The following is a 23,505-nucleotide window of genomic DNA, read 5'->3' as shown; positions in this document are numbered from 1 at the left end:
AAACCTTGCAAGAAGTTCAGTAATGGCGAATATGGAATGACCATCCTATAGGCTGCCGTTCTTCTCGTCCTGAACCTCCACGATGGAGCTGATATACGGAAACGGAACGGTGTACCGGTTCGCCTCGAAGGAGACGTAACCGTCGCTGGAACCCTTCCGCTGGTGCTGCTCTGCGTGTGCGAAGGTGATCGCGGTGACTGGGACCAGCGTTTCCTCTTTCCGCATCTCCGCCGGCACCCGGAATGTTGTCCCGTGCAGGCGTTGGTTGGCGAAGGTATTAAGCAGTGACGCACTTGGCGGTGGAGATCCTACAGTTTGGAGTAGCCGAGTACCATAACAGACGCGTACAACCGTTTCCTCTTGCCGTCAACGTCAGCCTTGAAATGCCCCGGCCCACTGCAAATCGGGCATGTATTCCGCGCCATGCAGTAGATTCAACGTGCATAAATTGCCGCCGAGCTCGATCCTTCGCAAGCGCCGGTGCCCCCTTCATTCGGGGGGGAATCCCGCCTTTCCTACAAGAAGTTACCTTTCCCGAGAACAAATTATGAATTTCCCTTATTTTATAATATCATAACTGATATACTGATAATATGAAGAAACGGATAAATCAAGACCAGGTCTGTTTTATGATTTAGCCGAGAAGACTCGTGACTTCAGTCATGAGTCTTCTCGGCTTCGGACAAGGGATGGCTTGTTGCCATCTTTATGGTCCGACGTATGTTGACTTATCTATTGACAAAAACAATGATATTTAGCGGTTAAAACTTGAAAGACATTTGACATATGTTATCCTATAATTGAGGTGGATAGCATGGCAGAAGTCAAACATGGTAGAGGATATGTGTACTCTATCCAATACCATATTGCCACAAAGTCTTACTTTGTGGCAACCGTAAGTGAACATGTGGAAGCGCAAATACGACAATACATCCAAAATCAAAAAGTGAGGTGAAAAGCAATGATTGTAAACAAAGTATATAAGTTTCGCATCTATCCAAATAAGAAAGAAATCTTAATTGCTAAAACAATCGGCTGCTCTCGTTTTGTAATTCAATCACTTGCAGTTATCACTTAAGAATCTTACCGATGCGTTTGAACGTTTCTTTAAGAAACAAAATGATACACCTCGCTTCAAGTCTAAAAATAACAAGGTACAATCTTACACGACCAAACATACAAACGAAAATATTGCGATTGACGGAAACAAAATCAAACTCCCTAAACTTGGACTTGTTCGTTTTGCGAAATCAAGAGCTACGGGGATAGCTTGGTGGTAATCATGTATTCATTCTGCTCAGTAGAACGGACTACCCAAGAATCTCGTGGCTTTAGCCATGAGAGGTTCAATTTTTGAAATTGAAGGAGAACGCAACGGATGACTTCCTTTGAGATAGAATTTTCGGCAAAAGAGCTATCTTACTTTCTTTTCAGGGAAAAGAGATGTTCGATCTGTAAAGAAATGCTACAGCGTGTGGAGCTTGGCAAGGGGGATGTTAGGCCAGCCAACAAGCTTGGCATCTATTACAGATGCAGTACTTGCGATCAAATATTTTCCCTAGCGTCACTTAGTAAGGAGTTATAGGTCATTTGGATACCTATGGCCCTGCAACAGCCCTGGCCCACACGCTTCCCCGGCAGCCGGCATACACTGGTCTCAACAAAAGCACAAGGGAGGTCAATCGATGCCTGCCGTATCCAAGCACAGAAAATGCGTCCAGTGCCTGAACAAGCAGGTCAGCATTACGACAAAAAATGGCAATGTATTTGTCGGAAAAATCGTGAAGGTGGATAAAAAGAGGGTCTACCTCAAAGTGAGTTCCGTGATGTATGCGAATAAAGTGCACACCTCCTTTGCCCCGTTCATACTGCCGCTCGTCCTGTTCGACCTGCTGGCCATCGTGCTGCTGGAGACAAGACGCCGCATTCCGAGAAGGAGATTTTTATAAAGCGTTTCGCCCTCATTTCTAATGAGGGTGTTTTTTTGCGCCGCGGCATTCCTCTGACGAACTGGAGCGGGGCGCGCGGAGTGACGGCTAGCGTCCAGTCTCTGCTTTCGCCTCGGCGGCGGATGATCTGTCCAAGCTGTGGCTCGCAGAACACCGTCCCGGCAAAAGCAAGCGCAGCTAGCGAATATTGTAGATCTACCCTGTCCAATCTGTAAATGGAAGTGGGCTGCGCGCCCAAGCAGGATGCCTGCTTGAGCGGCGTAGCCTGTGTGCTGATCGTATTGGATTACTGGATATATTATTGAGTACGTTATGTGAAGCATTCGTCTGATAACGGACTTCATGCCGTGCCTGATTATGCGATGAACGGAGCGGTCTTTGAGGTGAGCGGCGCACCTCGGAGGTTGAATGAACAGGATAGGAACGAGGCCGGGGGACAAGAGAACACACAATCGCAATCGTATACATGGAATGAATGGGTTGGTGCTGCGCCATGGAATACTAGACTAACTGCTTTCAACAGAGGATGAGCCTAGCTGGCAAGCGCGAGGAATGGCTTGTACATATTGTTCGTTTTCGGGGCGGGGGATAGAATCGCAACAGCATTTCCTGGGTAATTTCCGACGAAAAGGCGAATGAATCGACAATGTCATTGACAAAAAATCAGTTTTGGGCCAGGACACGAAAGTGCGCAATGCGCAAGGCAAGGAAGGAGCAAACTTCATGATAGAAAAGTGGTTCAAATTAAAAGAACATGGCACGAATGCCCGTACCGAGATGACAGCGGGACTTACCACGTTCTTGACGATGGTATATATTGTCGTCGTCAACCCAGCTATTTTGTCGGGGGCAGGGGTGCCGTTCCAACAGGTATTTACGGCAACGGTCATCTCCGCCATTATCGGGACATTGACCATGGCTCTGGCGGCGAATCATCCGATCGCCGTCGCGCCGGGTATGGGAATGAATGCGTACTTCACCTCTGTGGTCGCTTCGCAAGGCGTCAGCTATCAGACTGTCTTCGGCACGGTGTTTCTGGCGGGGATTCTATTCCTGCTGCTTACCTTTACGAAGCTGCGCGAGACGTTGATTGAGTCGATCCCGGTGCCGCTCAAGTTCGGCATCACGGCAGGTATCGGGTTATTCATCGCATTTATCGGCTTGAAATCATCCGGCATTGTGGTGGCCAACGAATCGACGATGGTCGCTTTCGGCGACCTGCACCAGCCAGTCACGATACTAACGCTAGCGGGTCTGTTCATTACGCTTATCCTTATGGCCCGCAAGGTGCACGGCGCCTTATTTATCGGCATGGCGCTGACAGCCGTCATTGGGTACTTCATGGGCTTGATGAAGTTCACGGGCGTCGTGGCGCTGCCGGTGGCTCCGGTGTTGTTCGACATCGATATTCCAGGCGTCTTTACGCATGGGCTGTACACGGTCGTCTTTGCCTTCCTGCTGGTGACGATCTTCGATACGACCGGCACGATGATCGGCGTCGCGGAGCAGGCGGGCCTGATGAAGGGCAACTCTTTTCCGCGGGCGAAGCAGGCGCTGCTAGCTGACGCCTTGGCGACGACGGCAGGCTCGCTGATGGGGACGACCCCGTCCAGCGCCTATGTGGAATCAACGGCAGGCGTGGCCGCAGGAGGGCGAACCGGCTTGACCTCGGCCGTCGTCGCCGTGCTGTTCTTCCTGTCGCTTTTCTTCTCACCGGTTATTGAAGCGATCTCTTCGCTCCCGGCCATTACCGCTCCGGTGCTGATCATTGTCGGCTGCTTCATGATGGAGGGGCTGGCCCGCATCCAATGGAAGCAATTCGATGATGCGTTTCCGGCATTCGCTATCATGATCAGCATGCCGCTGACATCCAGCATCGCCACGGGAATCGCGATTGGCTTCATTACTTATCCGCTCATCAAGCTGTTCAGCGGCAAAGGTCGGCAAGTGCACCCGATCCTCTATGTCTTCGGCGTCATTTTCGCGCTGCAGATGGTATTTTTCCCGGCGCATTGAGTGAGCCTGTTTGCGCTGGCCTATCTAGGAATCCAGCCCTTGCCCCAACAAACGCGATGGTATGATGAACTTGTATTTGCTAAACAAAAGAAGGTTGGGGTTGGATATGGATTCAAATAAGCCGGACGCTTTATGGAAAATATGTCACGCTGCCGATTGCCGCAGCCGTGAATGGAATCAGACATGGAGTTGGAGTGAATGAATGGTGGAGCAACAGAACCGATTGCCGATAGGGAAGGCCCTGCCCGCGTTGAAGGAGGCCCTGTTGGCTTCCGTCGGGGCGGTACTCGTCGCCGAGCCGGGGGCGGGCAAAACGACGCGCGTGCCGTTAGCGCTGCTGGACGAGCCGTGGCTTCGCGGCCAACGCATCGTAATGCTGGAGCCGCGGCGGCACTCGAAGCGATGCTCCCGTGGGAGAAGCGGCAGCAGTTCGAGCGGGAAGCGCCGACCCATATGACGGTGCCGAGCGGTTCGCGAATCCTGATCGATTACCGTGATCCGGCTCGGCCGGTGCTCGCCGTTCGGCTGGAAGGAGACGCCGCGCATCGCGAACGGTGCGGTACCGCTGACGCTGCACCTGCTCTCGCCGGCCCAGCGTCCGGTGCAAGTCACGCAGGACTTGGCGAGCTTCTGGCAGAACACCTACTTCGAAGTCAAAAAAGATCTGAAAGGCCGCTACCCCAAGCATTATTGGCCGGATGATCCGCATGAAGCAGTCGCGACACGTCGGGCGAGGCCGCAGCCGCCGCGTGGATAAACAGAGCTGCACGCCCAGACGGCAACGATCCATTACGGGTTCACCGATTTTAGGCTGGGCATTATTAAACCTCACATTCCCGAAATGGGGCATCTTTTGTAAGCGAGGTCATATTGGTGTAAAATAAGTCATAGACGCCGAGGGGGATACGATTGCTCTCCGGTTCTATTTTAGTCTATTGAGGTGAATGACCATGTCACATGCCCTGGTATCGTCGCAATTCATGTCACTGCTTCTATCGCTCGCGGCTGGGACGGCGGTCATCGTGCTGCGCCTGCGCGCGTCCCACAAGCCGACATCCGCCCAGAAGATGATTATGCCGCCTGTCGGTATGGCCTTCGGCTTTCTCATGTTTGTCGTACCGGCGATGCGGATCCCGTGGACATGGGGGGGTGCCGCTTTTGTGGCCGGTGCAGTATGCTTCTCGTACCCGCTTATCCGCACATCGCGGTTCGAGGTGAACGACGGGAAAGTCTATTTGAAGCGTTCTACGATGTTCACCGTGGTCGTCGTCGCGCTGTTGATTTTGCGGCTCATTCTGCATGATGTCGTGGAGCAGTATGTCTCGATGACGCAGAGCGCGTCCATCTTCTTCATCTTGGCGTTCGGGATGCTGCTTCCATGGCGTGTGGCCATGCTGATGGAATACCGGCAACTGACAGGTTCTGCGGATACAGGCGCGGAAGAGAACCGCTCCACGTAGAGATGGCGGCATAGCCATTGACATGATTCAGAAAAAAACGAACCCCCGCTGCGGCTTCATGCAGCGGGGGTTGTTGTTATCCGATCATGATTTTCCCTTCCGGGTAGCGATAGAGCGATTGCTCCCGGCGATTGCTGAGCGCATAGGCGAGCGTCATCGGCCCGATTCTGCCGATGAACATCGTCATGGCGATGACGAGCTTCCCGAAGGGGGACAGATCGGGAGTCAGCCCTATCGACATGCCAACCGTCGCTACGGCCGATACGGTATCGAACAGAATGCTGATGAACGGCGCATCCTCGGTGACCGCCAGCAGCATCGAGACGGACAGCACCATGAACAGCGCCAGGAAAATCACAGTCAGCGCCTTGATGATTAGATCCTTCGGCAGGCGGTGGCGGAACAGCACGGCATCCTCGCGCCCCTTCAGCATCGCATAGACGGCCGCGACCAGAATCGCGAACGTCGTCGTCTTGATTCCGCCGCCCGCAGATCCGGGTGATGCGCCGACGAACATGAGCATAATCAGGAAAAATTGCGTCACCTGATGCATATCTGCCACATCCAGCGTTACGGTGCCGGAGGAACGGGCCGATACCGATTGGAAGAAGGAAGCGTATAGTTTGCCTTCCCAGCTCATCGATCCGAGCGTATAGCTATTCGAGAATTCGAAGATGAAGAGCAGCAGCGCGCCGCCCACGACGAGAAACGCCGTCATCGATAGGACGACCTTGGAGTGCAGCGAGAGCCACCGCTTCTTCGGGTAGTCATACAGCTCCGCCAGCACGATGAATCCGAGACCGCCGGCGACGATCAGGAAGAAGGCGACGAGATTGGTTACCCCATCCTCTGCGAACTGCTGGAAGCTGTCGCCGAACAGGTCGAAGCCCGCATTGTTGAACAGGGATATCGAATGGAAAAGACTATGCGTGAACGATTGCCCGAGCGGCATCGTCTGTCCCCAGTGCAGCGTTAGCACGACGGTGGCCGACGATTGAATAATGACGACGAAGATGATGACCCGCCGTATCGTGCGCACAATCCCTTCCATGCTGTTGGCGTTGATCGACTCCTGCAGGATAAGGCGCTCGCGGAGCGATATTTTTTTGCCCAGCATCAGATAGAACAATAAGGCCACGGACATGAAGCCGATGCCCCCGATCTGGACGAGGGAAATGATCACTCCCTGTCCAAAGGAAGTGAAGGTCGTGCCGACATCGACGACGACCAGCCCGGTTACGCAGACGGCGGAGGTCGCCGTAAATACCGCATCCACGAAGGAGATGGAATGACCCGGCGCCAGCGAGATCGGCAGCTTCAGCAGCAGGGTTCCGATGGTAATAATAAAGAGAAAACCCGTCACCAGCACACGGGCGGGCGTCCAGTACAGCGTCCTTTTTTTCAACAGCGTCATAAAGAGGGTCTCCTTTTGGTCCACAACGAAAAAAATAATGAGCACAATGACGCCAGTTCGGCGCCGATACGAAAACGGAATGAAAACGGAATGAAAACGAAGACTAGTATATCGTTCTCCGCTTCCGTTGTAAACAAGCGTTCCATATTGGGCGTGCTGTTGATTACCATCGGCGTGATCATGACGGCGATCGGATCAGTGGGGCACGGAGAAGGGATAGGCCGCCGTACATACGAGAAGCGGCCCAAGGTGTCATGCCCAAGGCCGCCCGTATACTTTCCAATTGACATACCACCGGCTAATCCAATGTGTCGATACATGAAGCAGGACAAAGGCAACGAGCAGTCCCGGTTTAAGATAAGCAAATAAGACCCAAATGACAAACAATAGCCACGGATTCAGCTTCTGGAACCACTGGGCCGGAAGCCAGACGAGGCGGAAGGTCAGGTTGGCCTTCTGCAGTATGTCCATATACTCTTCCTGAACCTGGGCATCGTCCGGAGCCAGGCGGGCGGCCTTCTCCATCAGGTGGAGTGAATGGTCCTTCTCTCCGCGCTGGTCGGCTGCCCATGCGAGCTGCATCAGCGTATAGGCATGCTCCTCTCCCATTGCCCATGCCTGACGTTCGGCTTCCTTCGATTCCGCCGTCCGTCCCAGCTGCGCCAATACATAACTGTACGTGGCGTAAGCGAGTCCGGCCGGCTCAATATCGATGCACCGCTCCAGCGAGAGGGCGGCTTGCTCCAGCGCGCCCTTGCGCATCTGATGCTGCGCGAGCAGCAAATGCGGCGTTGGGTCGTCGGGCGCCATTGCCATCAGCTGCCTCGCCGCCGTTTCGAAGGCAATCCACTCTCCCCGGTCATAATAGATGCCCATCCGCACCCGCCAGGCGTTCGGTTGATAAATATCCTGCCGCAGCGCTTCACCTGCCCAATAGAGAGCTTTGTCCGGATCGACGGGCTTATGAACGACGGCAGCTAGCGACATAATGGTCGGATGCTCCGGATATTCCAACTGCAACTGCATGGCTTCCCGCAGCGCTTCCTGATACGCTTGCTGTTGGTAAAGCTGGTTGATGCGCTGGATGGCCTGCTGCAAATATTGAATTGTATGTTGATCGTACTTTTCCCTGCCGCAGGCCGAATTCAATTCGTCTGCCGCTGGGGTTTGCTCCTGCGCCGCCGGAGGATATGGTTCAATGTCTGGCGTGTCTTGAACCGGCTCTTGATGCGCACTCCGCGTCATCCTCCATCACCTCCAAGTATTTTCTTATGCTGTCTAGAACGATGGATATGTGATCCGTGTCTCCACGGTAGCCTGTGATGATCTTGCTGGTCGGCGAATCGGGGCGGATTCCATAAGCTCCTTATCCCACTGCGCGACATGCCGGGATAGCGGGTTCGTTTACGGGTCTGATCCGAGACGTTGCCGTGTTCGGCGTATGCAAGCAACAATGGTAAGCTCATCATATTGTAGATCTAGAGAGCGCGGGGAGCAAGTGAAAAAAGGAAAAGCTCGGACAAATGTTCCGAACGGTGAAGAACCGCAATGCGAAGCCGGTAAGGGCCAGCAGCACCCTGGTCCAGAACAGATTGATGGTGTAATTTGCAAAAATATTCGGATTTAATCTTATTATTATTTTTTTATATCCTTTAAAGCATGAATAAATACAAAAAAAACGAACATTAGGATAATATCCCGTTGACACGTTCGGTGAAATTCGTTACAATATCCATGTGGCTCCCTTGGGGGGCGGCAATGAAGTTGATCGCAATGCAAGCATTATGATTCTGTTCGTATATTCCCGAAGATAAGGTCCGGGGGTCTCTACCAGGAGCCGTAAATTCCTGACTACGAGCGGTGTGCTTCCGCATACCCGGGTGAAGTCAGGATTTTTTTGTCGCCTGGAAAAGGAACAAAAGTTCATCATTCGCCCCATTCAGATTCACACAACGTGTTATGACGAGGAGGATCTTGATCTGATGAGCAAGTATGATGTCATTGTCGTTGGCGCAGGGCCTGCAGGAATTTTTACATGCTATGAGCTGACATTGAAGGCCCCCCATCTTAACGTATTGTTGGTGGACAAAGGCCATGATATTTACCGGCGGAGCTGTCCGATTCTGGAGGAGAAAATTCAATTATGCCCTCCGGCTATCGGCCGCAAAGCGTTCGCCGGATGCTTGCCCGCCTGTTCCATCACGAACGGCTTCGGCGGAGCCGGCGCCTACAGTGACGGTAAATTCAACATTACGACCGAGTTCGGCGGCTGGCTGACCGATTATTTACCGCCGTTGCAGGTGCTTACTCTCATTCAATACGTGGACCGGATCAATTTGGAGCATGGAGCTACGCCGAATATAACAGACCCGACGACGGAACCCGTGCGCCGGATCGAACAGCGGGGATATGCGGCAGGGCTGAAGCTGCTGCGTGCGGAAGTTCGCCACTTGGGAACGGAGCAGAACTTGGAGATTTTGAAATCCATTTTTGAATACTTGAAGACCCGAATCGATTCGATGCATAAGACCGAAGTGGCGGATCTCGTCACCGCGAAGGAAGACGGCCGCCATGTCGTGCAGGGGATCGAACTGAAGAGCGGCGAGATGATCGAAGCGGATCACGTCGTTATTGTGCCGGGACGGGACGGCTCAGCCTGGCTGACGGAGATTCTGAAGAAGCGCCGCCTGAAAATGTACAATAACCAGGTCGATGTCGGCGTGCGCGTCGAGACGTCGGACGTCGTTATGCGCGAGATTAACGAGCATCTGTATGAAGGAAAGTTCATCTTCAACACGTCCGTAGGCACGCGGGTGCGCACATTCTGCAGCAATCCGTCCGGACACGTCGTGGTAGAGAACCACAGCGGCATCATGTGCGCGAACGGTCATTCCTACAAGGATCCGAAGCTCGGCTCAACAAATACGAACTTCGCTCTGCTCGTCTCGCACACGTTCGCGGAGCCGTTCGACAAGCCGAACGAGTATGCACGCGAAATCTGCAAGCGCGCCAACGATCTGTCCGGCGGCGGCGTCATTGTGCAGAAATACGGCGATATTCTCCGCGGGCGCCGCTCTACCGGAAAGCGGATCCGGGAAGGCTTCCTGGAGCCGACGCTGAACGAGGGGGTTCCTGGCGATCTGGGCCTCGTGCTTCCTTACAATACAATGAAGAGCCTCATCGAAATGGTGGGAGCGCTGGACAAGGTCACGCCGGGAATCGCTTCCGAGCATACGCTGTTCTACGGCGTCGAGGCAAAGTTCTACTCCGCCCGCCCGCAGCTGGATGCATCGCTCGAATCCGAGATTGCCGGACTGTACTGCGGCGGTGACGGAGCAGGCGTCACCCGCGGGCTGGCGCAAGCCGGGGCAGCCGGAGTTCATATCGCCCGCAGCATTATCGGAAAAGCATAATTCATATAAAAAAGTCCGCGACCGCTAGGTGCAAGGGCTTTTTCCGTTTTCGGCGTGATAAAATGCACAACTTCGGTGCGGAAGCTTCGATACAATGAACTTGCATCTTTCTGCCTGGAATACGGCCGTCATTCCATAGGGTATGACGCTTCCGTCTATCCGGGAGGATGCGATAATGCCAGCAAGGTACTTGCGGTGCAGGGAGGTAATGCAGTTATGGCAGGATACTTGAAGCCGCAGGAGATTGCGGCAGTGACGGTGGAGACAGGGACGACCAAGGCCCGTAATCCGCTGTCGGTCATGGTGATATTAGGATTTCTGGCAGGCGCATTCATCGCGCTAGGATACTTACTGTATATACGGGTGACAGCGGGCGCGCCGCCGGAGTGGGGAACGATCACCGGACTTATCGGCGCCTCGCTCTTCCCGATCGGGCTGATCCTCGTTCTGCTGGGGGGCGGAGAACTGCTGACCGGCAATATGATGGCCGTTCCGTTGGCCCGGATGAAGGGGCGGATTACGACCGGCGAGGTCGTTCGCAATCTGATCGTGATTACGGTGAGCAACTTCCTGGGCGCGATCTTCGTCGCTTACTTCTTCGGGCATATCGTCGGTCTGACCGCCGATGGCGTCTATTTGGAGAAGACCGTGTCCGTCGCTGGGCACAAGCTGGAAGAAGGCTTCCTGCAAGCGTTCGTCTCGGGTATTGGCTGCAACTGGCTTGTCGCGCTGGCGGTGTGGCTGGCTTACGGATCCAAGAGCTTCAGCGGCAAAATATTGGGCATCTGGTTCCCAACGATGACGTTCGTGGCCATCGGCTTCCAGCACGTTGTCGCCAACATGTTCGTCATCCCGGCGGCTATCTTCGAAGGCTATTACGGCTGGGGAGAGTACATCATGAACTTCATCCCCGTCTGGCTCGGCAACCTGACCGGCGGTGCCGTCTTCGTGGCCGGCGCTTACTGCTTAGCTTACTTGCGGCCGAATCCGGATGCGGCCTTCCCAGCTCAGACTTCCGGGACGCGTGCATCCGCTTCTGCCGTATCAGCGGCTCCAGCGGCTCCAGATACGCCGGCTTCCTCCTCGAGTAGCCTTGATCACTCTGTTACGGGATAAGCTTCCGCCCGCAGCCTATTAGCCTATAATCGAACCAGGTCCGGGTCGGGCCTGGTTCGTTGATCCAAGGAGGAAAGGCTGCTGCAACGTCTGCCTCAAGACATGGATCGGCAAGCCATGTCTTTTTTGGCATGTCCAGGAAAGGGCGGCCAAGGGGCGTTGGCGGACAGCGCGCGACCCATGCGGTTGCATAACAGGATCGAAAGCGCTATCCTAATCACATCGTACCGCTTACATTGGCCAGCACGGAGAAGCTCTATACATCTTAGAGGAGGTACAAGACGATGCATATTCATTTTCGTGGCGATATTGCCCGCTTCATCCCCGGTATCCGGGAACTGCGGCAACGGCTTGACGTGGAAATAAGCGAGGGGGCAATCCCGCTTCCGATGCGGTAGTTATCCAGGTTGAGCAGGACGCAGGGGAGTTGACGGTGTCCTGGGACGGAAGCGCCGGCTTGATCCGTTATGCGGAGCCGATCCATTTTTTCCGGGCGCTGGGGCGGTTCGTGGAAGCTTACCGCAAGGCAGGGACGTTCCATATTGCCGGGATGTGCTGCTGGCCGGGTCCGAGGCCACCTACCGCTTCATTGCGGACATGATCGCGGCCGTCTCGAAGCCACTTCGATCGAAGCGGATCCATATCGGCATGGACGAGGCGTTCGGACTGGGGCTTGGACGATACTTGTTCAAGCACGGCTTTCGAGAACGGTTCGACATTATGAACGATCATTTGTGGCGTGTGCTGGAGATTACGGCGAAGCATGGCTTGAAGCCGATGATGTGGAGCGACATGTATTTCCACTTGCTAATGAACAATGGGGGCCATTATTACGATCTGGATCTGGAGTTTTCCGGCGATGCAGTGGCCCGAATTCCGAAGGGCGTCCAGTTCGTCTACTGGGACTATTACCATGACGATCAGAGGTTCTATGAGAGCTTCCTCGACAAGCACCGCGCGCTTGGTTCAGATCCGGTGTTCGCCGAGCACGGGTATACGGATGGCGAAGTGGACGAGACCGCGCTGGCGGAGCGCTTCCGCCTCTGCACCGGCCAGCAACTGGATGATTACTGGCAGTTGACCTATCTGGACGAGACGCCGGGCGTGACGAAAAATAATATGCACAGCTCGAACGCGTCCAAGTTCCTGCTCTGGCAGGATACGTTAATCGGTCTGTTCGACAAAGATGTGGAAGGCGAGCTGGGGACCGCGCTGCCGGCGCATTACGTGAAGCTGGCGGAGCGGCTTGCTGCCGCCGAATCGCAAGCTGCGGGCACGCATAAGCTGGTGTTCGGGTTCTATGCGAAGCTGGCGGAGACGCTGGCCATGAAGGGAACGCTTGGCCAGCAGGTGACAGTCGCCTATCGGGCCCAGGAACAAGAGAGGCTCCGTCATCTGGCAGAGATCATCATTCCGCGCGTTCGCGCGCAGGTGGATCTGACGCGCAAGGCGCATCGCCTGCTGTGGATGGGGACGAGCAAGCCGTTCGGCTGGGAAGTGCTCGACATCCGTTACGGCGGGGTGCTGGCCCGGCTGCAATCGGCCGAGGAGCGGCTGCTCGATTATGTGGAGGGCCGTGTGGACAGGCTTGAGGAGCTGGAGGTGGAGCGGCTTCCGTTCAATGCGAACGATCCGGTCGGAGAGCATCGCGTCTCGCATTCTCCATTCTTCCACCGCATCGCAACAGGCGCCGTGCTATCCGCGATTTAGGCAAAGGATCGGCAGGAGACGACTATGGCTTGACAATAGTGTAATTGCTATTTGTCAGCTCGAAAATATCCTTAATGCCCGGCGTGCAATATACTTTGTGATCGGTCGTAATGAAAATAGCCTCGGCTTCCGGATTGGATGCAATGAACTCCATCCCTTTGTCGAGTCCGAGAGCGAACGTCGAGGTGGACAGGGCATCGGCATGCGTCGAGCTGCTTGTCACGATCGTGACGCTGCTCAGATTATTCTCGATTGGATACCCGTTCATCGGGTTCAGGATGTGGTGATAGTGCTTGCCGTTTTCGACGAAATACCGTTCATACACGCCTGAGGTGACAATCGTTTTGTTTTGCACCTTCATTTTGCCGATCTGATTGCCGCGGGTCTCATCCGGGTCCTGCACCCCGATGATCCAATCCTTGCCGCCCGGCTTCGGCCCAACGGCGAAGATGTTTCCACCGAGATCGACGATGGCGCTCTCGAATCCCGACTCGCGCAAATAATCCGCGAGTCGGTCAGCGGCATAGCCTTTGCCAATGCTGCCGAGGTCAAGCTCCATGCCTTCCTTCTCGAGCTTCACTTCCCGCTTGTCCGGATTGAGGGTGACATCCCGGTAGTCGACCAGCTCCAGCTTCTGCTTCAATTCGGCCGGATCGGGAACCTTGGCATGCTCTGAGCCGATGCCCCACAGATCGATGATCGGGCCGACTGTCGGATCGAACATGCCGCCGGTGCGCTTGGCATAGTCCAGCGAGGTGGCGATGATATCGAATGTATCCTGGGAGACGGCCACGGCTTGCTTGCCGGAAGCGGCTTGGACGTTAGAGATTTCGCTCTCCTTGTCCTGGCGGTTCATTTTATGGTCGATCTCCTTGAGGATCGCTTCGATATCCTTGAATTGGGCGTCTCCTGCTTGTTCATCAACTATTTTGACCGTCACGATCGTATCGAAGATAAAATACGTTTGCTGCTTGATCGAAGACGCTTCGGAGGCAAAGCCAGCGTTTGTGGAATTCCCCTTGGCGCACCCGCCAAGCGCAAGGACGAAGACCGCGATCAGAAGGAGGCAGCTTCGGATGGGTAGCCGTCGATGTTGTGTCATGATTCTCAATTCCTCCGTTCGGTTAGACTAACTGGATATCGGTTCGCGCCGGGGCTTGCTTCCCTTCGCGGTGAAGCTCGCTGGCGGAACACGCTTATTATAACAGTTGCGGATGGAGTTGCAAGGAAGCCCCTATGATTCTGCTACAGGCGGGGCGGATTCGACAGCAGATGTCATCGGATGGACATGGAAGTTCATTGATGAGGAGGGATAGGAGATGTATAATGGCAAAAGATAAACTATTCAAATTTAATCCAAGGAGTCATTGCAATGAAACGTGGAGACCTGATTCTCATCGGAGTCATTGTCATCGCGGCGCTGGCGTTTCTTGTGCCGAAATGGCTGTTTCAACAAGAAAGTGAAAATTTGCACAATCCAAACGTGTTTGCCAATATTACGGTGGACGGAGAATTTTATCAAAAAGTAGAACTGACGCAGGAAGAGCAGATTATAAAAGTGGAAACAAGCAAAGGAATAAATATATTGAAGGTTCACGACTATGGGATCGAAATGTTCGATGCCGATTGCCCGGATAAAGTATGTCTGTCCTTCGGCTTCGTTACCCGTCCGAACAGCACGATCGTCTGCATTCCTCATCGCGTGCTCGTCGAGCTGGTAAGCGAGGGCGGCGCAGAGGAGGATGAGATTGATGCGGTCGTACAATAGCCCCGCCTTGCGGAAGGGGGAATCTTCTTCGGACGCCTTGAAGAGGGCGGTTATTATCGCGATTTTCAGTGCCGTAGCTGTCGTGCTCGGCTTCGTGGAAGCGATGCTGCCCGTGCAGACGATTTTGCCGATTCCGGGGGCGAAGCTGGGGCTCGCGAATGTGATGATTCTCGCCTGCCTCTACTTCCTGCGCGGCCGCGACGCCTTGATGCTAGTCGTCTTGAAGACGCTGCTTATGACCTTGATGCTGGGGACCTTCTCCGCATTCCTGTTCAGCTTCCTTGGATCGCTGTTCAGCTTCCTCGTCATGTATGCTATCTTGACCGTCGGCAAAAATCACGTCAGCCTCATCGGCATTTCCGTGGTGGGCGGCGCAGCGCATAATGCGGGCCAATTGACGGCCGCATATATTGTATTTCGCACCGCAAATATATTTTACTACCTGCCGGTGCTGCTGCTTACCGGCGTTGTCACCGGCGTCTTCATCGGTATTGCCGTGAAGTACATTGTGGCGGCGCTGGCGAAGCTCCCGCTCTTCGACAAGCTGACGCCGCAGATCGACAGCTCGGCGGCGGATGTGAACCGGCAGGCGGCGCTCGATCGGAAGCAGGCGCTCGCTTCGAATGTCCGGGCTGACGGAGCGCCGGGGGCGCCGGAACAGGCGCCGCCTTCGCCGGGCGCTGTCCTGGACAGCCGGCCGAACCAGCACGGCGCGCATGACGCGGTCGTCTTGTCCGGCGTCCGATACCAGTATCGGGCCGACCGCCTGCTCTTCGACGATCTGTCCCTCCGCATTCCGCAGGGGCAGTGGGTGTCCATTGTCGGCCCGAACGGCTCCGGCAAGTCGACGCTGGTGAAGCTACTGAACGGTCTGCATCTGCCCCAGGCTGGCCGCATTGAGGTGGCCGGCCTGACGCTGTCCGAGGCCAGCCTCGAGGAGATTCGCCGCCGCGTCGGATTCTTGTTCCAGAATCCGGACAATCAATTCTTCGCGATCACGGTCCGGGACGACATCGCCTTCGGCATGGAGAACCGCTGCCTTCCGCATGCGGAGATGGAGCGCAGGCTGGTGGAGGTGGCACGACGGTTCGGCGTCGATCCGCTGCTGGACCGCCATCCGGCGCAGCTGTCCGGTGGACAGAAGCAGCGGGCTGCCATCGCCGGCATGATGGTGCTGGAGCCGGAGGTGCTCATCTTCGACGAGGCGACCTCAATGCTCGACGAGCGCTCCAAGCGGGAGATGACGGCCTATTGGACGGAGCTTCATGCGACCGGCAAATATACGATTGTATCCATTACGCATGATGCCGAAGAGATTATGGCGTCCGATCGCGCGATCGTGCTGAAGGACGGGAAGATTGCGGCGGATGTCACCCCGGAGACTTTGTTCGCGGATAAGGTGCTGATGCGGGACTGCCGGCTGCAGGCCCCGTTCGTCTGGTCGGTGGCCCAAGCGCTGCGAGAGAGGGGGTTACCGGTCGCCTCGACGAATGACGAGAGAGAGTTGGTGAACGCCTTATGGCCATCGTGCACGCTGAACGATTGACATACGATTATATTGCGCAGGGACAACCTGCCGTCCATGCGCTGCAGGATTTGAATTTTGCCGTCGGCTCCGGATTCACGGTCGTGCTCGGCTCGACCGGCTCCGGCAAATCGACGCTGCTGCAGCATTTCAACGGCATCCTGCAGCCGACCTCCGGGAAGCTGCAGGTGCTGGAATATACCTTCGAGGGCGGTGTGAAGCAGTCCGGCTTGAAGCCGCTGCGCCGTCGGGTCGGGCTCGTGTTGCAATTCCCCGAGCATCAACTGTTCGAGGAGACGGTCGAACGGGATTTGATGTTCGGGCCGATTCAATTCGGATCGAAGCCCGAGGCGGCTGCCGAAGCTGCGCGTCAGGCCCTCGCGATGGTAGGCTTGCCGCCGTCGGTGCTGGAGGCCAGCCCGTTCGAGCTGAGCGGAGGCCAGATTCGCAAGGTCGCGATTGCGACGGTGCTCGCCTCCGATCCAGAGCTGCTCGTGCTGGACGAGCCGACGGCGACGCTGGACCCGGTCAGCCGGGCGGAGCTGATCCGGCTGCTGCACGAATTGTGCACGCAGCAGGGGAAGGCGGTCGTCATGGTGACGCACCGCCTGGATGAAGTGTTCGCGCATGCCGACCGCTTCATCCTGATGAAGGAAGGCCGCATCGTGTTTCAGGGCGGCCGGGCGGAGTTGATGCGCCAGCCCGGGGAACTGGAAGCGGCCGGCATCGAGCTTCCCGCCACGCTGCGCCTCGCGGCACAGGTGGCGGAGAAGACGGGCGTGCCGCTCGATGCCCTGCCGTCCGATCCGGCGGGCTGGGCCGATTGGATCGCGGAGCGGCTGGGCAGGGAGGCAGATGGAAGGGCGGGCCGCTCAGTAGACAGCAGGGAGGGGGACTAGCCAGATGGAAGCCAAAATGATGCTCGGCCGGTATGTCGCCGCCGATTCCTGGATTCACCGCCTCGATCCGCGGGGGAAGCTGGTGGCGATGCTCCTCTTTCTGATTACGGTCATTATGGCCGCCGCGTTCGCGGAACTCGCGGTGCTGAGCGGACTCGCTCTGCTTGTCATGATGAGCTCGCGCATTTCACTCACCCGATATTTTTGGGCGTCGCGGCCGCTCTGGTTCATCATGGCCTTCATGTTCCTGTTCTATATCTTATTTGACAAGACCGGCAACTCGCTGGTGAATGTGGGCCAGCTTCATATTACGACCGGAGGCGTCACCTACGGGGCGTACGCAGTGTGGCGCATGGCGCTGCTCGTCACCTTCACTGCGATTCTGACGTTCACGACGACCCCGGTCGAGCTTAACCTCGGCCTGGAGCGGGTACTGAAGCCGCTGCGCTATGTCGGCGGCTCGCCGCAGCAGTGGTCGATGATGATCGGCATCTCGCTACGCTTCATTCCGACCCTATTCGAGGAGGCGGATAAGGTGATGAAGGCGCAGGCTTCACGCGGCGCCGACTTCCACGAGGTCTCCTTCGTCCAGAAGGGCAAGATGGTCATGACGCTGATGGTGCCTGTCATCGTCAGCGCGTTCCGGCGGGCCGAGGAGCTGGTTCAGGCAATGGAGGCCCGGGGATATGTGCTGCATGCACCGCGCACGTCGCTGCGCAGGCTCGTATGGCGGACGCCGGACACCCTGTTCATCGCGTCGTTCGTCGTCCTGCTGCTGTTCATATCGTATTGGTGATCGGATCGGTTATATTCGATTACCACCACGTTTATATTTGCAGCCTATTAAGCGAAAAATATCACATAAAGATTTCAAAACCTGATATATTTAAAATTAGGAAAAATAAAATCGACAGCATGGAATGTGGGATAGGAGGAACGGGCATGGCTAGGTATTTTCACGGTAAAGAAGTCGAGCTGCTGGCACCGGCAGGTACGTTTGACATTTTCAAAGAAGTGATGGATGCGAATTGCGATGCCGTCTATTTTGGCGGGCCATCGCTGAACATGCGGATGATGCGCAAAGGCTACAATCTATCCTGCGACGAGATTCGGACGGCGGTGGAGATGGCGCATGAACGGGGCAAGCGTGTCTATGTGACGGTCAACAATCTGCTGAACGGGGAAGATATCGAGGAAGCGAAGCAGTATTTGTCGTTCCTGGACGAGGTCGGTCCGGACGGGATTATCGCTCAGGATATGGCCGTGTTTCCGCTGATTAAGGAGATGAACCTGAATCGGCTTCCTGTGCATGCCTCGGTAATGATGAATGTGCATAATGAAGAAATGATTCGCGCCCTGCAGGAGCTTGGCGTAACGCGCATCGTCGCCTCCCGGGAGATGGATCTGCGGACGGCGCAGTTGCTGCAGGCGAAGACCGGCATGGAGTTCGAATACTTCGTCCATGGCGATATGTGTACGGTGCATGGCGCCAACTGCTACTACAGCTCGCTGCTGTTCGGCAACAGCGCCAATCGGGGCCGCTGCATGAAGCCGTGCCGCTGGGAGTACCGTGTGAAAAAGGACGGCAACGTATACCCGACCGAGTATCCGCTGGCCGCCAAGGATATGAACCTGTACGAGCATATCCCGGAGCTGATCGAGGCGGGAATCACCTCCTTCAAGATCGAGGGCCGGATGCGCGACGCCGAGTTCCTCCGCCTGCTGGTGAACGGCTACGGGGACGCGATCGACCGCTATATCGCCGATCCGATCGGATTCGAACGCGCGCAGGACAGCCGCAAGCTGTTCGAGAACCGGAAGCGGGATTTCACGACGGCCTATGCGTTCGGCAAGCCCGGACTGGATTATCTCAATACCCGTTATGAAGGAACCGGCAAGTTCTACAGCACGGGCAAAGTGTTCAGCACCCCGACCGCCGAGCGCGAGATGAAGGCAGAGCGCATCGAACAAGTGAAGGCCGCTCTGGCGGAGGTGCGTACCCCCTCCCGCCGGACGGAGCGTCCGCAGCTCTCTGTGCATGTGAACGATGCCGAGCAGGCGCAGGCGGCGCTGGAAGCGGGCGCCGATTTCGTCTATCTTGCCGGGGACGTGTTCCAGCCTGCCCAGCCGTTTACGCGCAGCGATATCGAACGGATTGCCGGCGGCGCCGGCGCGTCGCAGGTGGTGCTCGGCCTGCCGCGCATGATGGACGGCCTGCATATGGAGCAATATAGCCATGCCCTGGCGCAGGACCGCAGCGGCCTTGGCGGGCTTCTCGTTACGAATATTGGCGCGATGCGCCGCTTCCGCGATGCGGGCCTGCCGCTGATCGGGGACGTCAATCTGAACGTCTACAACGCCCGTTCGGCCGAGTTCTATCACGAGCACTTCGGCCTGAAGCGGGTAACGGCCTCGCTGGAGCTGCCGCTCAATGATCTCGGCTTGCTGCTGGAGCAGAGTCCGGTTCCGGTCGAGGTGATCGTGCACGGGTCTCCGGTCGTCATGTATCTGGAGCTTAATCTGTATGAGAATGCGGAGGTGCTGGAGCCAATCGGTCAGGAGGATAACCGTTACGTCGACAACCGTTACCTCGTGTTGATGACGGACAAGGGGGAGAATCCGGTCTACCGGGATTCTCGCGGCCGCAACCATCTCGCCTTGTGTAAGGAGCTGTGCTACATGCCGTTCCTCGCCGAGCTCCACTCTGCTGGAGTGAACCATTTCCGGATTGAAGGGCAGTCCTATCCGGTCGAACGGTTGCGCGATATTGTGCAGGCCTACCGGACGGCGCTGCAGGAGCTGGAACGGTGCGAGGATATTTATCGCGGAATGAAGCCGGTCTATGCCGGCTATACGCTGGGCGCGCTGCAATTCGACAGCCCGATGGGCGAGCCGAAGGGAGCGGCCGAAGCGAAGGCAGTGACGGATCAGAAGGAAGCAGCCGGGCAGAAGGAAGGAGCGGGTGCGCGATGACAGGCATCGGGAACGAACGGCCGGAAGTTAGCCGGGCAAGCGGCGCAGAGGAGAGCGCCTTTATCGGGCCGGACGGCGTGCTGGCGAAGCGGCGGGCTTATTTCTACCCGTGCACGCAGCATTTCTACCGTCAGCCGCCGCAGATCGTGCGCGGCTCCATGCAATACGTGTACGACCATGAAGGCCGACAGTATACGGATTTCTTCGCCGGCGTGTCCGTCGTCGCTTGCGGCCACTGCAATCCCCGCATCGCGGAGGCTTCGGTCAAGCAGATGCAGACGCTGCAGCATACGACGACGATTTATTTGACGCAGCCGATGGCCGACCTGGCTGCGCGGCTGGCGAACGGCATCCTGCCGGGCCGGCTATCACGGACGTTCTTCTGCAACAGCGGCTCAGAGGCCAATGAGGGCGCGCTGCTGCTCGCACGGCTGCATACGAAGCGCCGTGATTTCCTGGCGCTGGAGTATGGGCTGCACGGCCGCACCTGGCTGACGATGGGCGTGACCGGCCTGCCGATGTGGCGGGCTGACGACCATCTCGATGAAGGCGGCGTGGCGTTCATTCCGCGGCCGTACGAGCCTGGTCTGGACGCGGAAGCCGCCATGCAGCGCTCCTTGGAGGCGCTGAAGCAGGCGCTCGAGGCAGCACCCGAGCGGTATGCGGCCATGATTGTCGAGCCTGTTCAGGGCAATGGCGGCATCATCGTGCCGCCGGAAGGCTATTTCCGTGAAGTGAAGGCGCTACTTGAGGCCTATGGCGTGCTGCTGATCGCGGATGAGATTCAGACCGGCTTCGGCCGCACCGGCCGCATGTTCGCGCTCGACGATGACGGCGTCGAGCCGGATATCTTGTCGATGGCCAAGGCGCTTGGGAACGGGGTGCCGATCGGCGCCTTTGCGACGACCGACGAGATTGCGGCGAGCTTCAACCGTCCATCTGCCTCGACCTTCGGCGGCAATCCGGTCTCGTCCGCCACGGCCCTGGCCGTATTAGATTACATCGAGGAAGAAGGGCTAATCGAGCGGGCGTCCCGGTTGGGCGACCGGTTGAAGCAGGGATTGGAAGAGCTGCAACGGAAGCATAAGGTGATCGCTGACGTGCGTGGCCGCGGCCTGATGCTCGGCGCGGAGCTGCAGGGCGCGGCGGGGACGGACAGTGCCGCGCTTACCGATGCCGTGCTGGAAGCGATGAAGGATCGCGGCTTCCTCATCGGGAAGAACGGCATCGGCCGCAACGTATTGGCGTTCCAGCCGCCACTCGTCATCGAGGCGGGCGATATCGATGCGATGCTGGAAGCGCTGGATGAAGTTCTGGGCGGCATATAGTATAGGCAGTTTGGATGATGGATATTGGGGGATTCAGGAATGACGTGGATGCAGAAGTTGTACCGCAAGACCCGGCTGTTTGGCGAGCTCGTTATGTTCTCGCATACGCTATTCTCGCTGCCGTTCGCACTTATCTCCATGGTATGGGCCGCCGACGGTCTGCCGTCCGCGCATGTGATGCTGTGGTCGCTCATCGCGCTGGTGGCGGCGCGGAACGGCGCGAACGCCTTCAACCGGCTGGCCGACCGGGAATACGACGAGGCGAACCCGCGGACGGCCCACCGCCATCTGCCGCAGCGGCTGCTTCAGGAGCGGGAGGTGACGGCGTTCATCCTGCTGAACTTCGCCGTCTTCCTCTTCGCGGCAGGCATGTTGAATCCACTCTGTCTCTGGCTGTCGCCGGTCGCAATTGTCCTCATCTGCTCGTATTCGTACACGAAGCGGTTCACTTGGCTCTGCCATCTGTATCTCGGCTTCACAATTGCGTCCGCACCGGTGGGAGCCTGGTTCGCCGTCACGGGCAAGCTGGCCTTGACGCCATTCCTGCTTGGCCTGGTGGTCATGCTCTGGATTGCCGGCTTCGATATTATTTATGCGACGCAGGATATCGAGTTCGACCGGAAGACGGGTCTGTGGTCCGTGCCGAGCCTGTTCGGCTACGAGGATGCGTTGTTCATCGCCCGCTCGTTCCATACGATTATGCTGGCGGTGCTGTTCGCCCTCTTTTTTATTCGGGGACTCGGCTGGATCTACTTGACGGGCATCGCGATCTCCGCCGTGCTGCTTGCGGTCGAGCACCGCATCGTCCGACCTAGCAACCGGAAGCGGATGAACGTGGCCTCCTACAACTTGAATCAGGTCATCAGTATGCTTATCCTGTTGTGCACGATGGCGGACTTCTTTCTGCTCTGATTATGACGCATGCGCTTCGGGTGGAACCGTTCGTATTGGCCGGAAGATGGTCAACTTAATGTTCCCATCCTGAAGGATTTTGTGAATACGGTTCTTTTTCGCTGTCACGTCGTTAACCAACTTCCGACGATACCGGTGAGATCGCGCAAATCCCGGATATCTTCCGGTGGCACAAAGCTCGCTTCGATCAACCCGCAGCGCAGCAATGGAGCGATCCAGACCGCGTCTTTCCTATCTGTTTTTCTGCCTGAATCGCTATGGTTCGCCAACACAAGCTCAAGCGAACCTTCCATCCAATTCCATGCCGGCCTCCAACAAGTGCCGGTCTCTCCATGGCAACATGCGCACATCCTTGCTCCACGGGCCAGTTATGGAGTTTTAGCAACTCCTTGGTCGTGGGTTCCACATGTTTTGATTTCCTGCTTCGGTTTTATGTCGGGAGACCCTGCCCATACACAGGCAACGACGGCCTCTTGGTGCACATCCAACCCTGCACACCGTTCCCATACTGTTCATAACGTTTACCAGAACGGAATTTCAAGACGGACGGTCCAAGTGCCCCCAATAAATCCTTGAGAAAACCAATCATCGAGTCCATCAGTATTTGCAGTGGCTATTTATTTACCTGTTGCACGTAGCATGATAAGCTGACGGATCCAAAGATTTGAAAATAGTTGTTTACATTTTCCAATAGATATTGTAATATAGTCGTTGCAAGACATATTTGGAAAAGGAAGGTGCATTGAGATGAAATTTAGAAAACTCATTGTTTTAAGTTGCGCTACTATTTTAATGGGTGGGTTTGCCACCGAATCGGCATTTGCCGGATCAATTGTATATAGGTGTCAAGCACATAATGAGGAGCAATGTAATAAGCCTGTTCGATACGATAAAGGTAGTGGCACAAAGTACGAATATTATTCTGGTGATAGACTTATAAAATACTCCCGTTGGTTGTAATGATGAGTTCAAGCAAGATTGGATGGAAGAGGCAAGGAAGCTTCATGTGAAATAGAATAAGA

20 protein-coding genes, 3 pseudogenes and 1 riboswitch are annotated in these 23,505 nt (G+C 56.1%); of the genes and pseudogenes, 17 read left to right on the top strand and 6 right to left on the bottom strand.

Annotated elements, in window-relative coordinates; genetic code table 11:
• Positions 1-45: 45 nt before the first annotated feature.
• Entirely contained in the window at positions 46-225 is a 180-nt protein-coding gene (locus tag PPOP_RS02430) for a Mu transposase domain-containing protein (RefSeq protein WP_148277809.1), read from the bottom strand.
• 174 nt (positions 226-399) lie between these two features.
• Positions 400-515 (bottom strand): annotated as a pseudogene (locus tag PPOP_RS25700) (LD-carboxypeptidase); the annotation flags it as partial.
• Positions 516-961: 446 nt separating this feature from the next.
• Between PPOP_RS25700 and PPOP_RS21590 the strand changes: the two are divergent.
• From PPOP_RS21590 to PPOP_RS02400, 6 genes and pseudogenes are all read left to right on the top strand, one after another.
• A pseudogene (locus tag PPOP_RS21590) lies at positions 962-1,256 on the top strand (helix-turn-helix domain-containing protein); the annotation flags it as partial.
• A gap of 429 nt (positions 1,257-1,685) precedes the next feature.
• Entirely contained in the window at positions 1,686-1,949 is a 264-nt protein-coding gene (locus PPOP_RS02420; protein WP_042227128.1) for a hypothetical protein, read from the top strand.
• 723 nt (positions 1,950-2,672) lie between these two features.
• Positions 2,673-3,965: an NCS2 family permease gene (locus tag PPOP_RS02415; RefSeq protein ID WP_006284446.1), complete on the top strand. Its 1,293-nt coding sequence runs from the start codon at positions 2,673-2,675 to the stop codon at positions 3,963-3,965.
• Between the two features lie 202 nt (positions 3,966-4,167).
• On the top strand, positions 4,168-4,422 hold the full coding sequence (locus PPOP_RS23255) for a hypothetical protein (RefSeq protein ID WP_006284445.1): 255 nt from the start codon (positions 4,168-4,170) through the stop codon (positions 4,420-4,422).
• Positions 4,359-4,722, top strand: a pseudogene (locus PPOP_RS02405) (ATP-dependent helicase C-terminal domain-containing protein); the annotation flags it as partial. The gene PPOP_RS23255 and the pseudogene PPOP_RS02405, both read left to right, overlap by 64 nt.
• Positions 4,723-4,915: 193 nt before the next feature.
• The gene (locus PPOP_RS02400; RefSeq protein WP_042227126.1) at positions 4,916-5,425 is read left to right on the top strand and encodes a CcdC family protein; all 510 of its coding nucleotides are present in this window, start codon (positions 4,916-4,918) and stop codon (positions 5,423-5,425) included.
• A gap of 76 nt (positions 5,426-5,501) precedes the next feature.
• Here the strand turns inward: PPOP_RS02400 and PPOP_RS02395 are convergent, their stop codons facing one another.
• Entirely contained in the window at positions 5,502-6,839 is a 1,338-nt protein-coding gene (locus PPOP_RS02395) for a TrkH family potassium uptake protein (protein ID WP_006284442.1), read from the bottom strand.
• A 252-nt stretch (positions 6,840-7,091) separates the two neighbouring features.
• Positions 7,092-8,084 (bottom strand): tetratricopeptide repeat protein, encoded by a 993-nt coding sequence (locus PPOP_RS02390; RefSeq protein WP_006284441.1) that lies wholly within the window; start codon positions 8,082-8,084, stop codon positions 7,092-7,094.
• A gap of 529 nt (positions 8,085-8,613) precedes the next feature.
• A riboswitch (purine riboswitch) is annotated at positions 8,614-8,713 on the top strand.
• Positions 8,714-8,821: 108 nt separating this feature from the next.
• Between PPOP_RS02390 and PPOP_RS02385 the strand changes: the two genes are divergently transcribed.
• The 4 genes from PPOP_RS02385 to PPOP_RS02375 all read left to right on the top strand — a co-directional run bounded on the left by PPOP_RS02385 (position 8,822) and on the right by PPOP_RS02375 (position 13,078).
• The gene (locus tag PPOP_RS02385) at positions 8,822-10,252 is read left to right on the top strand and encodes an NAD(P)/FAD-dependent oxidoreductase (RefSeq protein ID WP_006284439.1); all 1,431 of its coding nucleotides are present in this window, start codon (positions 8,822-8,824) and stop codon (positions 10,250-10,252) included.
• 216 nt (positions 10,253-10,468) lie between these two features.
• A complete protein-coding gene (locus PPOP_RS02380) occupies positions 10,469-11,368 on the top strand; it encodes a formate/nitrite transporter family protein (RefSeq protein ID WP_006284438.1) in 900 nt (299 codons plus the stop codon).
• Positions 11,369-11,801: 433 nt separating this feature from the next.
• Positions 11,802-11,969 carry a hypothetical protein gene (locus PPOP_RS23780; protein WP_234399650.1) on the top strand — a complete coding sequence of 56 codons (168 nt, stop codon included), beginning with the start codon at positions 11,802-11,804 and terminating at the stop codon, positions 11,967-11,969.
• Positions 11,921-13,078, top strand: coding sequence for a hypothetical protein (locus PPOP_RS02375; protein ID WP_006284437.1), 1,158 nt, complete (start codon positions 11,921-11,923; stop codon positions 13,076-13,078). Before PPOP_RS23780 ends, PPOP_RS02375 begins: the two co-directional genes overlap by 49 nt.
• A gap of 22 nt (positions 13,079-13,100) precedes the next feature.
• Here PPOP_RS02375 and PPOP_RS02370 read toward each other — a convergent pair whose 3' ends face one another.
• Positions 13,101-14,180, bottom strand: coding sequence for an FAD:protein FMN transferase (locus tag PPOP_RS02370; RefSeq protein WP_042227124.1), 1,080 nt, complete (start codon positions 14,178-14,180; stop codon positions 13,101-13,103).
• 270 nt (positions 14,181-14,450) lie between these two features.
• On the opposite strand from PPOP_RS02370, the gene PPOP_RS02365 reads away from it, so the two are divergent.
• The 7 genes from PPOP_RS02365 (at position 14,451) to PPOP_RS02335 (ending at position 22,483) form a co-directional block, all read left to right on the top strand.
• Complete coding sequence (locus PPOP_RS02365) at positions 14,451-14,846, top strand: NusG domain II-containing protein (protein ID WP_006284434.1); 396 nt, start codon at positions 14,451-14,453, stop codon at positions 14,844-14,846.
• A complete protein-coding gene (locus PPOP_RS19260; RefSeq protein ID WP_006284433.1) occupies positions 14,830-16,392 on the top strand; it encodes a Gx transporter family protein in 1,563 nt (520 codons plus the stop codon). Before PPOP_RS02365 ends, PPOP_RS19260 begins: the two co-directional genes overlap by 17 nt.
• On the top strand, positions 16,365-17,270 hold the full coding sequence (locus PPOP_RS02355) for an ATP-binding cassette domain-containing protein (RefSeq protein ID WP_006284432.1): 906 nt from the start codon (positions 16,365-16,367) through the stop codon (positions 17,268-17,270). The genes PPOP_RS19260 and PPOP_RS02355 overlap by 28 nt, the downstream gene beginning before the upstream one ends.
• Positions 17,271-17,274: 4 nt before the next feature.
• Entirely contained in the window at positions 17,275-18,066 is a 792-nt protein-coding gene (locus tag PPOP_RS02350) for an energy-coupling factor transporter transmembrane component T family protein (protein WP_006284431.1), read from the top strand.
• 146 nt (positions 18,067-18,212) lie between these two features.
• Positions 18,213-20,243: a peptidase U32 family protein gene (locus PPOP_RS02345; RefSeq protein ID WP_006284430.1), complete on the top strand. Its 2,031-nt coding sequence runs from the start codon at positions 18,213-18,215 to the stop codon at positions 20,241-20,243.
• Complete coding sequence (locus tag PPOP_RS02340; RefSeq protein WP_006284429.1) at positions 20,240-21,571, top strand: aspartate aminotransferase family protein; 1,332 nt, start codon at positions 20,240-20,242, stop codon at positions 21,569-21,571. Before PPOP_RS02345 ends, PPOP_RS02340 begins: the two co-directional genes overlap by 4 nt.
• Positions 21,572-21,610: 39 nt before the next feature.
• Positions 21,611-22,483 (top strand): UbiA-like polyprenyltransferase, encoded by an 873-nt coding sequence (locus tag PPOP_RS02335; RefSeq protein ID WP_042227090.1) that lies wholly within the window; start codon positions 21,611-21,613, stop codon positions 22,481-22,483.
• Positions 22,484-22,587: 104 nt separating this feature from the next.
• Here PPOP_RS02335 and PPOP_RS19255 read toward each other — a convergent pair whose 3' ends face one another.
• Positions 22,588-22,776: an IS110 family transposase gene (locus PPOP_RS19255; RefSeq protein WP_052516569.1), complete on the bottom strand. Its 189-nt coding sequence runs from the start codon at positions 22,774-22,776 to the stop codon at positions 22,588-22,590.
• Positions 22,777-23,505: the final 729 nt, after the last annotated feature.

Origin of the sequence: Paenibacillus popilliae ATCC 14706, assembly GCF_000315235.1 — a bacterium.
Taxonomy (GTDB): domain Bacteria; phylum Bacillota; class Bacilli; order Paenibacillales; family Paenibacillaceae; genus Paenibacillus_B; species Paenibacillus_B popilliae.
The sequence above is the reverse complement of the archived record's forward strand: the minus strand, read 5'-3'. Positions and strand labels throughout refer to the sequence as shown.

Bases quoted from the DNA above. Each gene is read 5' to 3' on its own strand.
- PPOP_RS02390 (WP_006284441.1), bottom strand. From the start codon at position 8,084: ATGACGCGGAGTGCGCATCAAGAGCCGGTTCAAGACACGCCAGACATT.
- PPOP_RS19260 (WP_006284433.1), top strand. From the start codon at position 14,830: ATGCGGTCGTACAATAGCCCCGCCTTGCGGAAGGGGGAATCTTCTTCG.
- PPOP_RS02385 (WP_006284439.1), top strand. From the start codon at position 8,822: ATGAGCAAGTATGATGTCATTGTCGTTGGCGCAGGGCCTGCAGGAATT.
- PPOP_RS02395 (WP_006284442.1), bottom strand. From the start codon at position 6,839: ATGACGCTGTTGAAAAAAAGGACGCTGTACTGGACGCCCGCCCGTGTG.
- PPOP_RS02400 (WP_042227126.1), top strand. From the start codon at position 4,916: ATGTCACATGCCCTGGTATCGTCGCAATTCATGTCACTGCTTCTATCG.
- PPOP_RS02415 (WP_006284446.1), top strand. From the start codon at position 2,673: ATGATAGAAAAGTGGTTCAAATTAAAAGAACATGGCACGAATGCCCGT.
- PPOP_RS02355 (WP_006284432.1), top strand. From the start codon at position 16,365: ATGGCCATCGTGCACGCTGAACGATTGACATACGATTATATTGCGCAG.
- PPOP_RS23255 (WP_006284445.1), top strand. From the start codon at position 4,168: ATGGTGGAGCAACAGAACCGATTGCCGATAGGGAAGGCCCTGCCCGCG.
- PPOP_RS02370 (WP_042227124.1), bottom strand. From the start codon at position 14,180: ATGACACAACATCGACGGCTACCCATCCGAAGCTGCCTCCTTCTGATC.
- PPOP_RS02365 (WP_006284434.1), top strand. From the start codon at position 14,451: ATGAAACGTGGAGACCTGATTCTCATCGGAGTCATTGTCATCGCGGCG.
- PPOP_RS02335 (WP_042227090.1), top strand. From the start codon at position 21,611: ATGACGTGGATGCAGAAGTTGTACCGCAAGACCCGGCTGTTTGGCGAG.
- PPOP_RS02420 (WP_042227128.1), top strand. From the start codon at position 1,686: ATGCCTGCCGTATCCAAGCACAGAAAATGCGTCCAGTGCCTGAACAAG.
- PPOP_RS02345 (WP_006284430.1), top strand. From the start codon at position 18,213: ATGGCTAGGTATTTTCACGGTAAAGAAGTCGAGCTGCTGGCACCGGCA.
- PPOP_RS02380 (WP_006284438.1), top strand. From the start codon at position 10,469: ATGGCAGGATACTTGAAGCCGCAGGAGATTGCGGCAGTGACGGTGGAG.
- PPOP_RS02350 (WP_006284431.1), top strand. From the start codon at position 17,275: ATGGAAGCCAAAATGATGCTCGGCCGGTATGTCGCCGCCGATTCCTGG.
- PPOP_RS02430 (WP_148277809.1), bottom strand. From the start codon at position 225: ATGCGGAAAGAGGAAACGCTGGTCCCAGTCACCGCGATCACCTTCGCA.
- PPOP_RS19255 (WP_052516569.1), bottom strand. From the start codon at position 22,776: ATGGAAGGTTCGCTTGAGCTTGTGTTGGCGAACCATAGCGATTCAGGC.
- PPOP_RS02340 (WP_006284429.1), top strand. From the start codon at position 20,240: ATGACAGGCATCGGGAACGAACGGCCGGAAGTTAGCCGGGCAAGCGGC.